The organism is Pseudoalteromonas sp. A22 (genome assembly GCF_018141345.1).
Taxonomy (GTDB): domain Bacteria; phylum Pseudomonadota; class Gammaproteobacteria; order Enterobacterales; family Alteromonadaceae; genus Pseudoalteromonas; species Pseudoalteromonas maricaloris.
Window position 1 is genome coordinate 1,110,022 of the sequence record NZ_CP047238.1, and the last position, 17,479, is coordinate 1,127,500.

The following is a 17,479-nucleotide window of genomic DNA, read 5'->3' on the forward strand; positions in this document are numbered from 1 at the left end:
ATTTTAAGTGGTGAAAATGAGAGAATTTTCTCGTACAGATCGCGTTGCACAGCAAATTCAAAAAGAAATTGCAGTGATCCTTCAGCGCGAAATTAAAGATCCAAGATTGGGTATGGTAACAGTGTCAGCTGTTGAGGTATCACGCGATCTTTCTTATGCAAAAGTATTCATTACTGTGCTGAATACCAGTGATGAAGACAAAACTAAGCAAAGTGCGGCTATTCTGAATGAAGCAACCGGTTATATTCGCTCGCTTCTTGGCAAGCGTATCCGTGCGCGTATCATGCCTGAGCTTAAATTTGTTATTGATAACTCCCTAATGGAAGGTATGCGTATTTCTAACTTGGTTGACTCTGTGATCAGAGAAGACAACGCAAAGCGTGGTCCTGAGTTTGGAGATAAAGACCAAGAGGAAGAGTAATGGCGCGTCGCACCAAAGGCCGTGCGATCGACGGCATTCTGTTATTAAATAAACCGCAAGGCATTTCTTCTAACAAAGCACTGCAGCAAGCAAAGGGCATTTATTTCGCTCAAAAAGCGGGCCACACCGGTGCTTTGGATCCGCTGGCAACAGGTATGTTGCCAATTTGCTTTGGTGAAGCGACTAAGTTTACCCAGTTTTTGCTTGATACCGATAAAACCTACGTGGTGAGAGCACAGCTGGGTGAGCGCACGACGACATCAGATTCTGATGGTGAAATTGTTGAAACGCGACCAGTAAATGTAACACTTGAGCAGCTAGAGCAAGAAATTGCCAGCTTCTTGGGTGAATCTGATCAGTACCCTTCGATGTATTCGGCGCTCAAATATCAGGGCCAACCGCTATACAAATATGCCCGTGAAGGCATCGAAGTACCGCGAAAATGCCGCAAAATTAATGTTTATCGTATTACGTTAGACGAGTATGACGAGCAAACTCAACAAATTCAAATGACGGTGCATGTGTCTAAGGGCACTTATATTCGTACGATAGTCGATGATTTGGGGGAAAAGCTTGGCTGTGGTGCGCATGTCATTATGTTACACCGTAGTGAAGTTGGTCATTACCCTAGCGACAAAATGATTACCTTAGTCGAGCTAGAAGCTTTACTTGAGAAAGCAAAAGCGGAAGAAGTTGCGCCTTCGACTTATCTCGATGAATTATTGTTGCCGATGGATACCGCTTTGGTCGACTTGAGCGTTGTTGATATTAGCGCTGAGCAAGGTGTTGCTTTTGGTCATGGGCAGACCGTTGTTGTAGAAAATTTACCAGACGGTATTGTTAAAGTGGTTGCTGATGGCAAGTTTGTTGGGATTGGCGAGCGTAATCCTCAAGGGTTATTGAAAGCAAAACGCGCGCTATCTTCCGCTCAGCCGGAATCACAATAAAATCTTCCTATGCAAGGGGAGTTTATGCTGGTATAATCCGCCAGCTTCCGCTTTGGCTGAATTAGTGATCGGCTGAAGCATTACTAAACTTATTTTGGAGTTATTATGTCACTAAGCAATCAAGAAAAAGCAGAAATCGTAGCAAAGTTCGCACGCGCAGAAGGTGATACAGGTTCACCAGAAGTACAAGTTGCACTTCTAACTGCAGACATTAACAAGCTACAAGGTCACTTCGCTAACCACAAGCAAGATTTCCACTCACGTCGTGGTCTTCTACGTAAAGTTAGCCAACGTCGTAACCTTCTTGACTACCTAAAAGGCAAGAGCGTTGACCGTTATGCTGCACTAATCAAAGAGCTTGGCCTACGTCGCTAATATTTTTGATTTCTTGTTGGAAATTTATCCAACAGTAAAAAAGGGGCTAATTAGCCCCTTTTTTTGTGGCTGTTCTATCAGTATACTTACAGCCGTTTAAAAATACTTTTAAACAAGCGTCAATCGGATTTCCAATTGTAGTGCTTAAGTAAATTATGGTGAGTTTATTTAAGACTGTGATTGGTCCCCGTTGACGTTGAAAACAATTTAGTAAGGAAAATATTGTGCAAGCAATTATTAAAGAATTTCAACTAGGTCAACACACGGTGACTCTAGAAACAGGTGCTATCGCACGTCAAGCTGACGGCGCAGTACTTGCAAGTATTGGTGATACTTCGGTACTTGTTACTGTTGTAGGAAGAAGAGAAGCGGCTCCTGGCCAAGACTTTTTCCCACTAACGGTTAACTACCAAGAAAAAATGTACGCTGCAGGTCGTATCCCTGGTGGTTTCTTGAAGCGTGAAGGTCGTCCTTCAGACGGTGAAACACTAACCGCTCGTCTAATCGACCGTCCAATTCGTCCTCTATTCCCAGACGGCTTTGTAAACGAAGTTCAGGTTATCGCGACAGTGGTTTCTGTAAACCCTGAGATCCAACCTGATATCGTTGCTTTGATTGGTACTTCAGCAGCACTAGCTATCTCAGGTATTCCATTCAATGGCCCGCTAGGTGCAGCGCGCGTTGGTTTCATCGACGGTCAATACGTACTTAACCCTACGCTAAAAGAGCTAGAGACAAGTAAGCTTGACCTAGTTGTTGCGGGTACTGAAAACGCAGTACTAATGGTTGAATCAGAAGCTGAAGTGTTAACTGAAGAAGAAATGCTTGGCGCTGTTGTATATGGTCACGAGCAATCACAAGCTATCATCAAAGCAATCGAAGAATTCCGTGCTGAAGCTGGTAAAGCTGCATGGGATTGGACAGCACCTGAAAAAGATTTAACACTAGCTGAAAAAGTCGCTGCAATTGCAGAGCAAAAAGTAGGTGATGCTTACCGTATTACTGACAAAGTTGCACGTAAAGAAGCACTTTCTGAAGCAAAAGCAGAAGTCATTGAAAAGCTAGGCGCTGAAGTTGCTGAAGGCGAGTCACTAGACGAGCAAGTGGTAGGTAAAACATTCAGCGCACTTGAGAAGAAAATTGTACGTAGCCGTATCATTGCTGGCGAAAAACGTATCGACGGTCGTGAACCAGATATGGTTCGTGCGCTAGACGTGATGACGGGTGTACTGCCACGTACTCACGGTTCTGCAATCTTTACTCGTGGTGAAACTCAGGCACTTGTAACAGCAACCCTTGGTACTGAGCGTGACGCGCAGATGCTAGACGACCTAACTGGTACTCACAAGCATCACTTTATGCTTCACTATAACTTCCCTCCATTCTGTGTAGGTGAAACGGGTTTTGTAGGGTCTCCTAAGCGTCGTGAAATCGGCCACGGTAACCTAGCTAAGCGTGGTATTGCGGCAGTAATGCCAACACTGGCTGAATTCCCATATTCAGTACGTGTTGTATCTGAAATCACTGAATCAAACGGTTCATCTTCAATGGCATCAGTATGTGGTACTTCACTTGCGCTAATGAACGCTGGTGTTCCAGTTAAAGCGTCAGTTGCTGGTATCGCGATGGGTCTAGTGAAAGAAGGCGAAGATTTCGTTGTACTTTCTGACATCCTTGGTGACGAAGATCACTTAGGTGATATGGACTTCAAAGTAGCGGGTACAGCAAACGGTGTAACTGCACTACAAATGGATATCAAGATTGAAGGTATCACCAAAGAAATCATGCAGATCGCGCTTCGCCAAGCGAAAGCAGCGCGTCTACACATCCTAGGTGTGATGGACCAAGCGATTTCTGCACCTTCTGAAGAGCTATCTGAGTTCGCTCCACGTATCTACACTATGAAGATCCCTGCGAAGAAGATTGCTGAAGTTATCGGTAAAGGTGGTGCAACAATTCGCCAGCTTACTGAAGAAACAGATACAACGATTGAAATTGAAGACGACGGTACTATCAAGATCGCTGCAACGAATGGTAATAGTGCACAAGCTGCTATTTCACGTATCGAAGCGCTTACAGCAGAGCTTGAAGTTGGTACGCTTTACACTGGTAAAGTTATCCGTATCGTAGACTTCGGTGCGTTTGTAAACGTACTTCCTGGTAAAGATGGTCTAGTGCACATCTCACAAATCAGTGAAGAGCGCGTAAATAACGTTTCAGATCACTTAACTGTTGGTCAAGAAGTTAAAGTTAAAGTACTTGAAGTTGACCGCCAAGGCCGTGTTCGCTTAAGTATCAAAGAAGCACAAGAGAAAAAAGCTGAGCAGCCTAAAGAAGAAGGCGCTGAGTAATCTTTGCAATGCTTTGCATAGAATAGAAGTGTAAAGGGGCTGAATAGCCCCTTTTTTTATGCTTTAATGCTGTTTGACTCAAAATGATGAAACAAAACTGAGTTTATCTGGTCAATAGAGAACTAGGCAAAGTTATAGTACATAACCTGAGCTGCGGATAATTAATGCCTTTCTAGCAGAAAGTTTTAGCGCTAACTGCGTTGAATTCACTTCCAATAGCCAGCTATTGGTGCGTAAATTCGCCTTGTTTTCCCTAAAACTCTCTGGCTAGACAAGGAGAAAACTAAGTTGTGCTTTAGCAACAATGAGTTGGAACATTCCTTATCCAAACCTCAGGTTACATAATCAGATTGTTGGTATACCTGTGCAAAGACTCTAAACGGGCAAATGCCATTGAATGAGGAAGGAAATGAAGTTAGCGAAAATAGTTGTGCCATTAGTGCTAATGGGGCTGGTAGGATGTAAAAGCACGCAGCCAGAGGCCACTAAAAACATTGTAAATGTTCCGCTTGCAGTACCACTTCAAGCCAATTTCCGTAATGAGATTGCCATTGCTCGATTTAACGAGTTACTCTTGCAGCCGGATATGGCAAATGAGCAACGCGCGCAGCTGCTATACAATCGCGGTATGTTGTACGATAGCATTGGCTTACAAACTCTTGCTCGTATTGACTTTAATCGTGCCGTACAAATTAAGCCAGATCTCGCCGAAGTATATAATTTCCTTGGTATTCATCAAACGTTAGAACAAAATTATGGCCGCGCATATGAAATGTTTGATGCCGTGCTAGAGCTGGACGAGCAACATGAATATGCCTATTTAAATCGTGGTATCGCATTGTATTACGGTGAAAGAGCTGATTTAGCAGTAAAAGATTTTGAAGCCTTTTTGGCGCGTGCTCCAAAAGATGCGTACCGTGCTATGTGGCTGTATATTGCTCAGCAGCAAGTAGACGGTGCGCTTGCTGAGCAGACATTGGCGGCAAATAGCCAAGCATTAGACCCTGACGAGTGGTCGTCTCAGTTAGTTGCACTGTATTTGGGTACTTTATCTGAAGAAGCATTTCTTGCGCAGATCTCTGAGGGCGTGAGCACCCAAGAAGAGTATGCGCAGCGTCTCTGTGAAGCCTATTTTTATCTGGCTAAGCGATATCAGACCCAAGGGGATTTAGCCTCTGCGATTAGCTATTTTAAGCTCGCGCTGGCAACTAATGTATATGAGTTTGTAGAACATAAATACGCCCGTCTTGAGCTTGATTTACTTGCCCAGTTGAATGACGAACAAGACGCGAGCTAAACACCTTTTTATTTTCGTGCTTATTGGGCTGCTGTTTTCAAGCAGCCCTAATTATGCACATCTCTCCATCGCGCAAAAATCAGCACTTGTCGTCGCCAACCCAAATAGCTATTTTGCCATTGCACCGGTGCTTGAGATGTCACCCTCCCAAGCAAGTACACAACTAGTAAAAGCCATTGCGGATCTAAAGCAACCAAGTTGGGAGTTTGAACGGTTACAGCGTAGTTTGAGTGCTCAAGAGAAAAATAGCACTAAGCTGCTTTTACTTGATACTTGGTCTCGTTTAAATCGTCAGCAGCGCCGGCAAGTGTCCGAGCAGTTAATATCACTTGGCCGATATCACTTACTTTATGCGCTTTCAAAGCGCTACGCGTTAAACTCAGAACTCACTTCGTTGCTCGCGGTGTGGCAAGGAAAGTCTGTCACGACATTTTTGAATAACCCCTACTTAAGACAGTTTCACACTCTCTCAGAGCGTCAGCATTTAAGTGCGTCTTGTCAGTTTAATCTTGCATTAATCGCCAGTGATTTAGATGGTTTGCAGCGTTTACAAGTGCTTAAACATGCTTATGAGCAACAACCAGAGCCGGCCACAGGCGTATATTGTTTATCTAAACCGATATATGTGGCGAATAAGCTCAGTTGTAAGAGGCGAAGGGGATTTGCAATGTGTGACTTACGACACGAGCAGGGCTTATCGGAATACGATCATCTGGTGTTAATGGCAACGGAAGGACTTGCTAATGTCAGTGGCAAGCACATGACTTTAACCGCCACCAGCACCTACAATACGCTGATACATGAGCTTATGCACTTTAGCGGCTTTGAAGATGAATACCCAATACCAGCCCAAAAAGCAAAATGGCTTTGTGCGACTTCAGGGCAAAAGGCACCAAATCTTTACGTTGGTGACCAAGCACCGAGCAATTGGGTACCGAGTCGCACTTGCGAGTTAGGTAAACTTTCCTCATATAAACCCTCGAATAGTCACTCTTTGCTGGAATATCAATCAATTAAGTTAGATGAAAATTACCGTAAAAGGTGGTTAGCAGTACTGAATTCAAGACCCTTAGAAGATAAAATCGCAGTTAATTCGGCTGAATAGTTTTGAACTTATTCTGAATAGTTTGTTAAGGTTGGCTAAAATAGCATCAGCTAGAAAGTGAAACCCTAGACAACTCAAACACTAATCAAGTATAACAGGGTTCATGTACGTGTGGTTAATGTGTATCGATCGCTCCAACTTGGAAGGGGGATTGTCACATTAATCTAAACGAGCCATAACGACGCAAATAAAAGGTTTCATCTATGACTTTATTTTGGATACCCTTGCTATCCTTAATTGGCAGTTTTATCTCTGCATTTACGGGAAAGCTTTCTCGTAATCAGTCGACTGCTATAACCTTAGTAGCGCCAGCAGTGGCAATTTTACTTGCTGTTGATCTCGCCCCTGCCGTTTTCGCAGGAGAGACTATTCGGTACACATTTGAATGGGTCCCGCTTCTAGATATTAACATCGCGTTTAGACTGGATGGTCTTGCGTTGCTGTTCGTTTTCATGATTTTGGGCATTGGTATGCTGGTTATCTTCTATGCCAGATACTACCTGAGCCCCAATGATTCCATGCCTAAACTTTATGCTTACTTAATGCTCTTTATGACCGCTATGCTTGGTATTGTTATGTCTAATAACGTATTACAGCTGTGGTTATTCTGGGAGCTTACCAGCATTAGTTCATTTTTACTTATTAGCTATTGGTGGCATAAGTCAGAGGCCCGTAAAGGGGCGAAAATGGCACTTGCTATCACCGGCGGTGGCGGCTTAGCACTGCTCGCTGGCTTGATGTTGATAGGAGATATTGTAGGCAGTTATAACCTTGATGTGATTTTATCGAGTCGTGAGCTTATTCAATCCCATGCATTATATGAAGTGGCGTTAATCCTTGTGCTACTGGGCGCATTTACCAAGTCCGCGCAATTTCCATTCCATTTCTGGTTACCGCATGCGATGGCTGCACCAACGCCTGTAAGTGCGTACTTACACTCTGCGACTATGGTGAAAGCTGGAATATTCTTACTGGCGCGCTTTTATCCTGCGCTGGCGGGTACAGAGCTGTGGTTTATTCTCGTTGGCCTAACTGGCTTAGCGACGCTGCTCGTTGGCGCTTATATTGCGTTATTTAAGCATGATCTAAAAGGTCTTCTGGCGTTTTCGACGATCAGTCATTTAGGTCTTATTACTTTATTACTTGGTCTGGATACTGAGCTTGCGACTGTCGCGGCGGTTTTCCATATTATTAACCACGCAACGTTTAAGGCTTCTTTATTCATGGCGACAGGGATCATCGACCATGAAACGGGCACTCGTGATATGCGTAAACTTAACGGTATGTGGCGTTTTATGCCCTATACCGCAACGCTTGCGATGGTTGCCGCTTCTGCGATGGCTGGGGTGCCGCTACTTAATGGTTTCTTGTCTAAAGAAATGTTCTTTGCCGAGACGCTACACCAGCAACTTCTGGGCTCTATGTCGTGGCTAATTCCAATTTTGGCGACAATCGCCGGTGCATTCTCTGTTGCGTATTCGGCGCGATTTATTCATGACGTATTCTTCAACGGAGATCCAATTGATTTACCCAAGGAGCCACACGAAGCGCCACGCTATATGCGTTTTCCAATCGAAATCTTGGTCGCTTTATGTTTGATAGTCGGCATGTTCCCTAACTTTATCGTTGATGGCATGTTAAAGACAGCATCAAGTGCGGTATTAGGGGAGGCTGCGCCAACCTTTGAGGTTGCTATTTGGCATGGCCTTAACTTACCACTGCTTATGAGTGGTCTTGCGGTATGTGGTGGTTTATTAATTTATACTCAGCGCAAATATCTATTCCAATTCCAAGCTTCATTACCGCCAATGAACGCTAAGAAAACGTTTGAACGCACTATGTACAACATAGTGTCTTGGAGTCGCGCGCGTGTAAACGCAGTAGAAAATGGTTCGTTACAGCGTTATCTGATGCTGATGTTTATTGTTGTGCTGGTGAGTGCAGGCTGGCCATTGTTTGAAATGTCACAGTTAGTGGGTAATTTAGAGCCGACGCCAATTGACGTACATAACGGTATTGGTGCTGGTTTATTAATGATTGGAGCGATTGGCACGGTTATCTGGCATCGTACTCGTATGGTTGCACTGCTGATGATTTCGGTTGTGGGTCTCATGGTATCGGTTGCCTTCACGCGCTTCTCTGCACCGGATCTTGCGCTTACTCAGTTAACGGTAGAAGTAGTAACCATTATTCTGTTGATGCTTGCGTTATTCTTCTTACCGCAAAGAACGCCGAAGGAGTCTAGTTCTATTCGCGTACTACGTGATATGGGTATTGCTTCAGCAATCGGTGTGATCATCGGAAGTATCAGTTACGCCTTGATCACAAGGCCATTGGATAGTATTTCTGAGTTCTTTATTGCAAACGCCAAAGTTGGCGGTGGCGGGACCAATGTCGTTAACGTTATCTTAGTGGATTTCCGTGGTTTTGATACGCTAGGTGAAATTACCGTACTGGGTATTGCGGCGCTTGGGATTTATAAGTTGCTGATTAACTTACCACTATTTATGCCAGGCAGTGACAGTGAAGGCAGACCTTGGGCGAAAGAGAGATATCCGCTACTGCTGGCAAGTATTTCACAAAGCTTATTGCCTTTGGCATTGCTGGTTTCGGTTTATATTTTCTTGCGCGGTCACAATCTACCGGGTGGTGGATTTATCGCGGGCCTAATCACGGCGATAGCCTTTATTTTACAATATATTGCTCATGGTTCGAATTGGATTGCAGAGCGCTTTGATGTCAACTATCGCAAGATTATCGCAACGGGTATCGCTATTTCTCTAGCAACCGGTGTGGGAAGTTGGTTCTTTGGCAAACCATTCTTAACCTCATGGTTTGATTATTTTGATATCCCATTGGTTGGTAAAACTGAGTTGGCAAGTGCCATCGCATTCGACCTCGGTGTTTATATCACCGTGGTAGGTGCAACGCTGATGATTTTGGCGAGCCTAGGTAAAGTAACGGCAAATGCGCCCAAAGAAGAGGTGAATATTTAATGGAATTGCTTTATGCATCGTGCGTAGGCTTGCTAGTAGCCTGTGGCGTATTTTTGATTCTACGAGCAAGAACATTCCCTGTTGTTCTTGGTTTAACTATGTTGTCTTATGCGGTCAACTTGTTTTTGTTCGCATCGGGTAGATTGACCTTAAACAAAGCAGCAGTGCTTGGTTATAGCAGTGAGTATGCAGATCCACTGCCGCAAGCCTTGGTATTGACGGCAATTGTTATCGGGTTCGCGATGACTGCATTTGTCGTGATCTTAGCTATTCGCGGTCGTTCTGATTTGGGTAATGACCATGTAAATGGCATTGTTCCTGACAAAAAGGGTAAAGCATGATCCAACATTTGACTTCTTTACCTATTTTATTACCTATGTTGGCAGGGGTGATCCTGCTGATGCCACCGTGTGGTAAAAACTTAGCGATTAGGCGTAAAGTATCGGTACTTATGTCGCTGATCACGTTTGCAGTTTGTGCCTCACTTTTACTATATGTTCAGCAGTCTGGCATTCAGGTTTATGCGATTGGTAACTGGCAAGCACCATTTGGTATTGTGTTAGTTGCTGATCAACTTTCTACTCTGTTAGTCAGCTTAACCGCGTTGTTGTGTTTTGTGTGTTCGCTGTATAGCTGTGCCGGAGACGACGAACGAGGAAGTTTCTTCCACCCGTTACTGCACTTTTTGGTGATGGGGGTAAACGGCGCTTTCTTAACTGGTGACGCGTTCAACTTATTTGTATTTTTTGAGATTTTGTTGATAGCGTCTTATGCGTTGTTAATGCATGGTGGTGACAAGCATAATACCCGTGCTTCATTGCAATACGTGATCCTAAATCTTGTGGGTTCGTCGGTATTTTTGATTGCATTAGGTATCTTGTACGGTGTACTTGGTACTCTGAACATGGCGGATATGGCTTATAAGATCACCTTCTTACAAGGAGATGATGTTTATCTTGCTAAAATTGGCGGCTTGTTATTATTGGTTGTATTTGCGCTAAAAGGCGCCTTGCTACCGCTTCATCTATGGCTGCCAAACACCTATGCAACCGCGTTACCTGTTGTTGCGGCTTTATTCGCAATCATGACTAAAGTGGGTGTGTATTCCATGATGCGTGTATACACGCTGATTTTTGGTGACCAAGCTGGTGAATTAAGTCATATGGCACAAGAGTGGCTATGGTGGCTCGCTCTGGCGACTATCGTCATGGGTGGGATCGGCGTACTTGCTAGTCAAGATTTGCGTAAGCTGTCTGCAAATTTAGTGGTGGTGTCAGTTGGTACCCTAGTGGCATTAGTCGCCGTACAAACGGTAAATAGCAGCGCTGCAGCCATTTACTATTTAGTGCACTCGACATTAGTGTCTGCAGCTTTGTTCTTACTCGCTGATTTAGTGGGGAAACAAAGGGGTAAAGTTGCTGATAGGATCACCGCGGGTCGCCCAGTAGTTCAACCTATGTTACTTGGCATCATGTTTGCGATTGCGGCAATCACTGTGATTGGTATGCCGCCGCTATCAGGTTTTATTGGCAAAGTATGGATCTTAAAGTCGACCATCGAGTCGAGTCACACGTATTGGTTTTGGGCGGTGTATTTATTAGTAAGCTTAGCGGTATTAGTCAGTGTCTCAAAAGCAGGTAGCACTGTGTTTTGGCATCATACGGGTAAAGTCGATACACAATCGACAGAAAAAGCGCACCCAGCCCAAATTATCGCAATTCTTACCTTGATAACTTGTGCGCCGTTAATGGTGATTTTTGCCGGCCCATTGACTGATTACGCATTGTCGGCAGCCGACTCTTTACACGACTTTTCTAGCATGACGAATGCTGTGTTAAAAGGAGCGAAATAGATGCGTTTAGAAGCAAGGTTTAAATGGCTACCAACTCCATTTCGCAGCTTACTGCTATTTACTGTGTGGTTATTGCTGAATAATAGTGTGTCAGCTGGGCATATTATTCTCGCGACTATTCTAGCAATTGTGATCCCGCTGATTACCTATCGGTTTAGAACTAAGCAACCACTGATCATTAAGCCATGGCGTGCGTTTACTCATTTGCTGTTGGTGCTTTACGATATCATCACCGCCAACGTTGAGGTCGCGATAAAGATTTTAGGACCAACGAAGAAATTACGCCCCGGTTTCGTGTTGGTGCCGCTCGATATAGATCAAGCTATGCCAATTACTATTTTAGCCAGCACGGTATCTTTAACTCCTGGCACCGTAAGTGCTGAGGTATACCCTTGGCCTGAGTCTGTAAAAAGTGGCGAAAAACCAGAACGTAAATACCTACTGATCCATGTGTTAGATCTTACGGATGAGCAAGCATTGATTGATACGGTTAAATCTCGTTATGAAGCGCCATTGAAGGAGATTTTTGAATGCTAGAAACTGTAATTCTGATTGTCTTTGCGATGATAGGTGTATCGCTTTTGCTAAACCTGTGGCGTTTGGTTGTTGGGCCTTCAATTCCAGATAGAATTTTAGCGCTCGATACCATGTATATAAATACCATTGCGCTTATTATTCTGTACGGAATGAGTATGGGAACGGCATTGTACTTTGAAGCCGCATTATTAATAGCAATGCTTGGTTTTGTAAGTACGGTTGCGGTATGTAAGTATTTGCTACGCGGCGACATTATAGAATAGGAGAGCGATATGTCAGAATGGATAATTTCTATTTTATTACTGTTAGGTGGTGCGTTTGTATTGATAGGCTCTATTGGTCTTGTGAAAATGCCTGACTTTTTTATGCGTCTCCACGGTCCTACAAAAGCCACAACGCTAGGAATGGCGTGCTTATTGACCTCGGCAATGGTGTATTTCAGTACCACGACTGATGGCGTGAGTGTAAAGGAAATCTTGATTTCAATATTTTTGCTGCTCACCGCTCCCATCTCTGGATATATGCTGATTAAGTCAGCAATACATCACCGCTTGCCAAGCAATGAAAAGACGACTGGCAAAGACAAGATAAAAAAATAGTGCTTCGGCGCTATTTTTTTTATCTATCACTTTATAATTTATTCGTCAAAATACTTCGCCTAAGCATCATAAATTTCAGTACGTTATTAAATTTTTTGCTACAGTTAAAAAAGACTTTATAGTCGCCGATAAAAATAGGGGTCACTCGTTTTATCAAGTTGATGATGAACGTGCAGTGCAATTTGTTTGCATACTAAGTCTAAAAACTGGGAATGTTATGAAACAAGCTTCGATTAAAAACAAACTCTTATTCTTTGTAACAGCATTAGTAACGAGTTTGGTTGTTATATTAGTGACAACAATGTGGTTTCACCTTGCAGCGGAAAATACCAAGCAAAGTGAAGGGGTCCAACAAGCGATTTATGATGAAATATCCCAAGGCCTTATCGCTAAAGGCAATCAATATGGGCAACGTGTGGCTGGCTTTATCAATGAAGCCTATCGTGTTCCTTATACTTTGGCGGGTGTACTATCTCATACCGCCACACAGGATCCTCTGAGCCGTGAACAAGTACAAGAAATTGTCAATGGTGCGCTAAAGCAAAATCGCTTTGTGTCTTCTATGTATGCGCAGTTTGAACCGAATGGTTACGATGGCAATGATGCCAGTAATCAAGGTGGTTCGAGTCACTCTGTGCCGGGCGCTGGTACCTTAGAGCTCTACTTTACTCAAGAAGCCAATGGCCCGATGCAACAAAAAGTTGAGTCGGCAGAAGAAAAATATGCCGATGCAATCAATGAATTTGGCCTACGAGAAGCCGAGTGGTATCTGTGCGCAAAAGATAAAATAGCGCCTTGTATCATGGAGCCCTATTTATATGAAATTTCTCCGGGCAACAAAATGCTGATGACCTCATTGACCACACCAGTCGTGGTCAATCGTCAATTTAGAGGCTTAGTGGGCGTAGATGTAAATTTGCCGATTTTTCAAACTATGGTCGACGAGCTCTCAAACTCGCTTTACTCAGGAGCCGCTAAAGTAACCTTGTTAAGTGAGCTGGGTCTTGTTGTGGGTTCTAGTCACTACAAGAATTTAGCCCGCCCACTTGCAGAGTCGACAAAGTCAGATAGGGCGGAGGTGTTAAAATCGCTGCATACAGGTTCTGGGATTAAAGAGCTTGGTGAAGATTTAGTCGTAGCAGTACCTATCAACATTGCGTTGCCAAATACCACTTGGTCTCTTGTAATCGAACTACCTAAGGCAATTGCACTTAGTTCTGCTACAACGCTGCAAAGTCAGCTGGAGGAGTCGACAAACTCCGTTGGTCGCTGGATGCTTATTATCGGTATTGTTATTGCTGTTATTGGCATTGCCATTGCGGTGGTATTAGTGAACACAATTATCGGGCCGCTTACGCATATTCAGGAGCGGGTAGAGAACTTAGCTTCTAGCGAAGGCGATTTAACGCATGAGCTAGAAGTGAGTCATCATGCTGAGTTGATTGCCTTGGCGCATGGCTTTAACCGCTTTACTGATAAACTACGAAAGATGATTGATGACCTCAAAGGTCTTGCTGAATCTTCCTATGAGCAGTCGCATCGAACAACAGAAGCCGCGATAAACATCAAAAACAAAGTTGCTAATCAGCATTTGGAAATAGATAGCGTAGTTACTGCAATTAACGAACTTAGTGCAACTGCTTCAGAGGTGGCTCGGGCGTCGGAAAAAGCGGCTGCAAGTACGAATCAGGCTGCTGATCAAGTTCAGCAAAGCGAACAAAGTATCATTAAAACAACTGAAACGGTGCAATCAATGGCGGATCAAGTTATTGATGCAAAACAAGCGGTCGTGAAGGTATCTGAGCGCAGTGATGATATTTCCAAAATACTAGAGGTGATCAGAGCCATTGCAGAACAAACTAATTTACTGGCCTTAAACGCAGCAATTGAAGCGGCAAGGGCGGGGGAGCAAGGGCGCGGCTTTGCGGTTGTTGCCGACGAAGTTCGAGCTTTGGCGTCAAAAACACAGGCCTCAACGGACGACATTAGTAAACTAATAGATAATTTACAGAGTGAGGTCGCGAACTCAGGCCGGATTATTGAGAGCTCTGTGCAGTTAGGTGAAGATGCAGTGAGTTATTGCCAAGAATCGGCTAGGTTAATGAGTACCCTAGTTGCTGAGTTGACGAGCATTTCTAATGAAGTAACACAAATTGCGACGGCTGCGGAAGAGCAAAGCATGGTTACCGAAGAAATTAATACAAATACAACGGGCATTTCAGATGCCGCTGCTGAGCTTTCGAAGTTCGCAGATGAAGTAGAGCAAGCGGCCAGTTCAATGACGCTGATAGTCGAACAAAAACACAAGCAACTTAATTTATTAAGAACGTAAGTTTGTTGGTTTGCAAAGAGACTGGAGACAGTCTCTTTGCAGCTATGGCGTTTTTCGTCAAAATTCACTATGATAACTGTATCTATATACAGTTAAGCTAATCATGAAACTCTATATCGCTGAAAAACCCTCTTTAGGTCGGGCAATTGCCGATGTCTTACCAAAACCACATAAAAAACAAGATGGTTATATAGAAGTCGCGAATGGTGATGTGGTTTCTTGGTGTATAGGTCACCTGTTGGAACAAGCAGAACCTGAAGACTACGACGCCAAATACAAAAAATGGCAGTTTCATGATCTACCAATCGTGCCTACTCAATGGCAGTTCAAGGCAAAGCCAAAAACAAAAAAGCAGCTTAGCACTTTAAAAAAGTTACTCGCAAAAGCCGATGAAATCTACCATGCTGGAGATCCAGATAGAGAAGGGCAATTGCTCGTGGACGAAGTATTTCAATTCGTAAATTTGCCAGAGCGGAAAAGAGCAACGATCCGACGTTTGTTGATCAGTGATTTAAACCCACAAGCTGTGAAAAAGGCATTGGCTTCGACACGTTCTAATCAAGAATTTGTTCCTTTAAGTGTATCTGCGCTTGCAAGAGCTAGAGCTGATTGGCTATTTGGGATGAATTTAACCAGAGCATTTACGTTGGCCGGGCAAAAAGCGGGAGTGAATACCGTCTTGTCGGTTGGCAGAGTGCAAACTCCGGTACTTGGTTTGGTTGTTAGGAGAGATTTAGAAATAGAGAACTTTGTATCTAAACCATTTTATGAGGTGATTGCACACATCAATAAACCAAATTGGGGTGTTTTTGAAGCTAAGTGGGTACCAAGTGAAGCATGTAAGCCCTATATGGACGAAGATGGGCGTGTTCTGGTTAAAGCCTTAGCCGAAAACGTTGCGGATCGGATCAGTCAAAAGCAAGCAACAATAAATAAGGTTGAAACGAAACCAAAAAAGATAAACCCGCCGTTACCCTATAACCTTTCTTCTTTACAGATTGACGCAAATAAGCGCTACGGTTTATCAGCTCAGCAAGTGTTGGATATTTGTCAGGCACTCTATGAGAAACATAAACTGATCACTTACCCGAGATCAGATAACCGTTATCTACCACAAGAACACTTTGTTGAAAGAGAGCAAGTCATTGCGGCTGCTAATCACAATCAGGGAATAGACAGTAAGTTTATTAAGTTAGCTGATATGAATCTAAAAGGAGCGTGTTGGAATGATAAAAAGGTAGAAGCGCATCACGCCATCATTCCAACCACTAAAAAGCTCCGCAGTGCTCAGCTTGGGCATAGAGAGTTGCAGGTCTATCAACTTATCTCTGTACAGTATCTTGCGCAATTCTTTCATCCCTACCGCTACAATGAAACTAAAGTGGAGTTGGAGATTAGTGGTGGTCAATTCAAAGCACAAGCGAAGCAAATAACAGATCAAGGATTCAAGATACTGTTTAAAGGTCATGAGGTAGAAAAAGAAAGCCTATTGCCGAAGTTACAGGTGGGAGAGCAACTTTTATGCGAGAAAGGTGAAGTTAAAGAAAAGCAAACCCAGCCGCCAAAGCATTACACTGAAGCCACCTTATTAGGTGCAATGACAGGTATTGCACGGTTTGTTTCCGATCAATCTATCAAAAAGGTATTGAAAGACACTGATGGGCTTGGCACTGAGGCGACGCGGGCCGGAATTATTGAGCTTTTGTTTAGACGGCAGTTTCTTAGACGAGAAGGTAAGACGATATATTCTACGGCGCTGGGAAAAGCATTTATTCAAACCCTACCTGAATCACTTTCATTACCAGACAGGACTGCGCTCTGGGAGTCATTGCTCGGAAAGATCGCTAATAAGGAAACGTCGTATAATCAATTTATGCAACCGCTTTGTGATGAGTTAGGTGGATTTATTGACAGCGCTCAGTCTATCAATACGAATGAACTGAAAGGTGTTCCTGTACCTGCATTTAAAAAACGTGGGGCAAGAAAGGGGAAATTTACCCGAAAGAGAAAGCCAAGCTCTGCATAATTGTTTTCTTGGCTTGGTTGTAAATTCAGATAGTGTCACTATATCAACCATATTAATTACTCAGACAGAAAATAGAATATGAGCAATACAATCCAACTAACCCCTGAAAACATTCAGCAAGTAATAACTGATCCAAATCCAGAGAAAGTGTTATTGCTGACCTTTTATAGCAATCAAAATCCTGAATGTGTTCAGCAAGACCAAATATTGGAGAGGATAGCGGCAGCTTATAGTGAGCATATAACCATAGGCGTTATTGATTGTGATGTCCAACAAGCTCTGGCATCTCAACTCGCTCAGCAAATTGGTTTACAAGCTTTGCCAACGATTGTGATTTTAAAAGGTGGTGCGCCAGTAGATATGCTGGCAGGGGCAAAAACAGAAGAAGAAATTAAAGAAGCTTTGTCTGAGCATTTACCATCACCTGAAGTTATTTTACTTGATCAAGCGAAGCAGTTCCTCGCAAGCGGTGACCTAAATAATGCCTTTGGTTATGCGAAGAAGGCATACGACATTGACAGTAGTAACACTCGAGTTAAGTTGGTGTTTGCGGATATCTGTATGCAAATTCAAAAATTTGATGAAGCTCAAGCGTTATTAGATTCTGTAAATGAAGAACAGCGAGACCCGTATTACCACAA

15 protein-coding genes (1 of these 15 cut by a window edge) are annotated in these 17,479 nt (G+C 43.4%); all 15 read left to right on the plus strand.

Features of this window, described 5'->3' with window-relative positions:
- Positions 1–16: 16 nt before the first annotated feature.
- A complete protein-coding gene (rbfA, locus tag GSF04_RS09865; protein ID WP_039492201.1) occupies positions 17–421 on the plus strand; it encodes a 30S ribosome-binding factor RbfA in 405 nt (134 codons plus the stop codon).
- Positions 421–1,368 carry a tRNA pseudouridine(55) synthase TruB gene (truB, locus tag GSF04_RS09870; protein ID WP_045961878.1) on the plus strand — a complete coding sequence of 316 codons (948 nt, stop codon included), beginning with the start codon at positions 421–423 and terminating at the stop codon, positions 1,366–1,368. Before rbfA ends, truB begins: the two co-directional genes overlap by 1 nt.
- 105 nt (positions 1,369–1,473) lie before the next feature.
- Positions 1,474–1,743: a 30S ribosomal protein S15 gene (rpsO, locus tag GSF04_RS09875; RefSeq protein WP_010370825.1), complete on the plus strand. Its 270-nt coding sequence runs from the start codon at positions 1,474–1,476 to the stop codon at positions 1,741–1,743.
- Between the two features lie 224 nt (positions 1,744–1,967).
- Complete coding sequence (gene pnp, locus GSF04_RS09880) at positions 1,968–4,094, plus strand: polyribonucleotide nucleotidyltransferase (protein WP_211859419.1); 2,127 nt, start codon at positions 1,968–1,970, stop codon at positions 4,092–4,094.
- A 409-nt stretch (positions 4,095–4,503) separates the two neighbouring features.
- Positions 4,504–5,391: a lipoprotein NlpI gene (nlpI, locus tag GSF04_RS09885; protein ID WP_211859420.1), complete on the plus strand. Its 888-nt coding sequence runs from the start codon at positions 4,504–4,506 to the stop codon at positions 5,389–5,391.
- Positions 5,369–6,496, plus strand: coding sequence for a hypothetical protein (locus tag GSF04_RS09890; RefSeq protein WP_211859421.1), 1,128 nt, complete (start codon positions 5,369–5,371; stop codon positions 6,494–6,496). The genes nlpI and GSF04_RS09890 overlap by 23 nt, the downstream gene beginning before the upstream one ends.
- A 203-nt stretch (positions 6,497–6,699) precedes the next feature.
- The gene (locus tag GSF04_RS09895; protein WP_211859422.1) at positions 6,700–9,492 is read left to right on the plus strand and encodes a monovalent cation/H+ antiporter subunit A; all 2,793 of its coding nucleotides are present in this window, start codon (positions 6,700–6,702) and stop codon (positions 9,490–9,492) included.
- Positions 9,492–9,833 (plus strand): Na+/H+ antiporter subunit C, encoded by a 342-nt coding sequence (locus tag GSF04_RS09900; protein WP_010370832.1) that lies wholly within the window; start codon positions 9,492–9,494, stop codon positions 9,831–9,833. The genes GSF04_RS09895 and GSF04_RS09900 overlap by 1 nt, the downstream gene beginning before the upstream one ends.
- Positions 9,830–11,344: a monovalent cation/H+ antiporter subunit D gene (locus tag GSF04_RS09905; protein WP_211859423.1), complete on the plus strand. Its 1,515-nt coding sequence runs from the start codon at positions 9,830–9,832 to the stop codon at positions 11,342–11,344. Before GSF04_RS09900 ends, GSF04_RS09905 begins: the two co-directional genes overlap by 4 nt.
- The gene (locus tag GSF04_RS09910; RefSeq protein ID WP_069020959.1) at positions 11,345–11,881 is read left to right on the plus strand and encodes a Na+/H+ antiporter subunit E; all 537 of its coding nucleotides are present in this window, start codon (positions 11,345–11,347) and stop codon (positions 11,879–11,881) included. It abuts the gene before it with no gap.
- A complete protein-coding gene (locus GSF04_RS09915; protein ID WP_010370838.1) occupies positions 11,875–12,144 on the plus strand; it encodes a K+/H+ antiporter subunit F in 270 nt (89 codons plus the stop codon). The genes GSF04_RS09910 and GSF04_RS09915 overlap by 7 nt, the downstream gene beginning before the upstream one ends.
- Positions 12,145–12,153: 9 nt before the next feature.
- Complete coding sequence (locus GSF04_RS09920; RefSeq protein WP_010370840.1) at positions 12,154–12,480, plus strand: Na+/H+ antiporter subunit G; 327 nt, start codon at positions 12,154–12,156, stop codon at positions 12,478–12,480.
- Between the two features lie 217 nt (positions 12,481–12,697).
- Complete coding sequence (locus GSF04_RS09925; protein WP_130164623.1) at positions 12,698–14,812, plus strand: methyl-accepting chemotaxis protein; 2,115 nt, start codon at positions 12,698–12,700, stop codon at positions 14,810–14,812.
- A 103-nt stretch (positions 14,813–14,915) separates the two neighbouring features.
- Positions 14,916–16,838, plus strand: a complete 1,923-nt coding sequence (locus tag GSF04_RS09930) for a DNA topoisomerase III (protein ID WP_211859424.1) — start codon at positions 14,916–14,918, stop codon at positions 16,836–16,838.
- 78 nt (positions 16,839–16,916) lie between these two features.
- A protein-coding gene (locus GSF04_RS09935; RefSeq protein ID WP_211859425.1) for a tetratricopeptide repeat protein crosses the window boundary here: on the plus strand, positions 16,917–17,479 show its 5' portion. The gene runs 295 nt beyond the window's last position; only the first 563 of its 858 coding nucleotides appear in the window; the start codon lies at positions 16,917–16,919; its stop codon lies beyond the right edge, outside the window.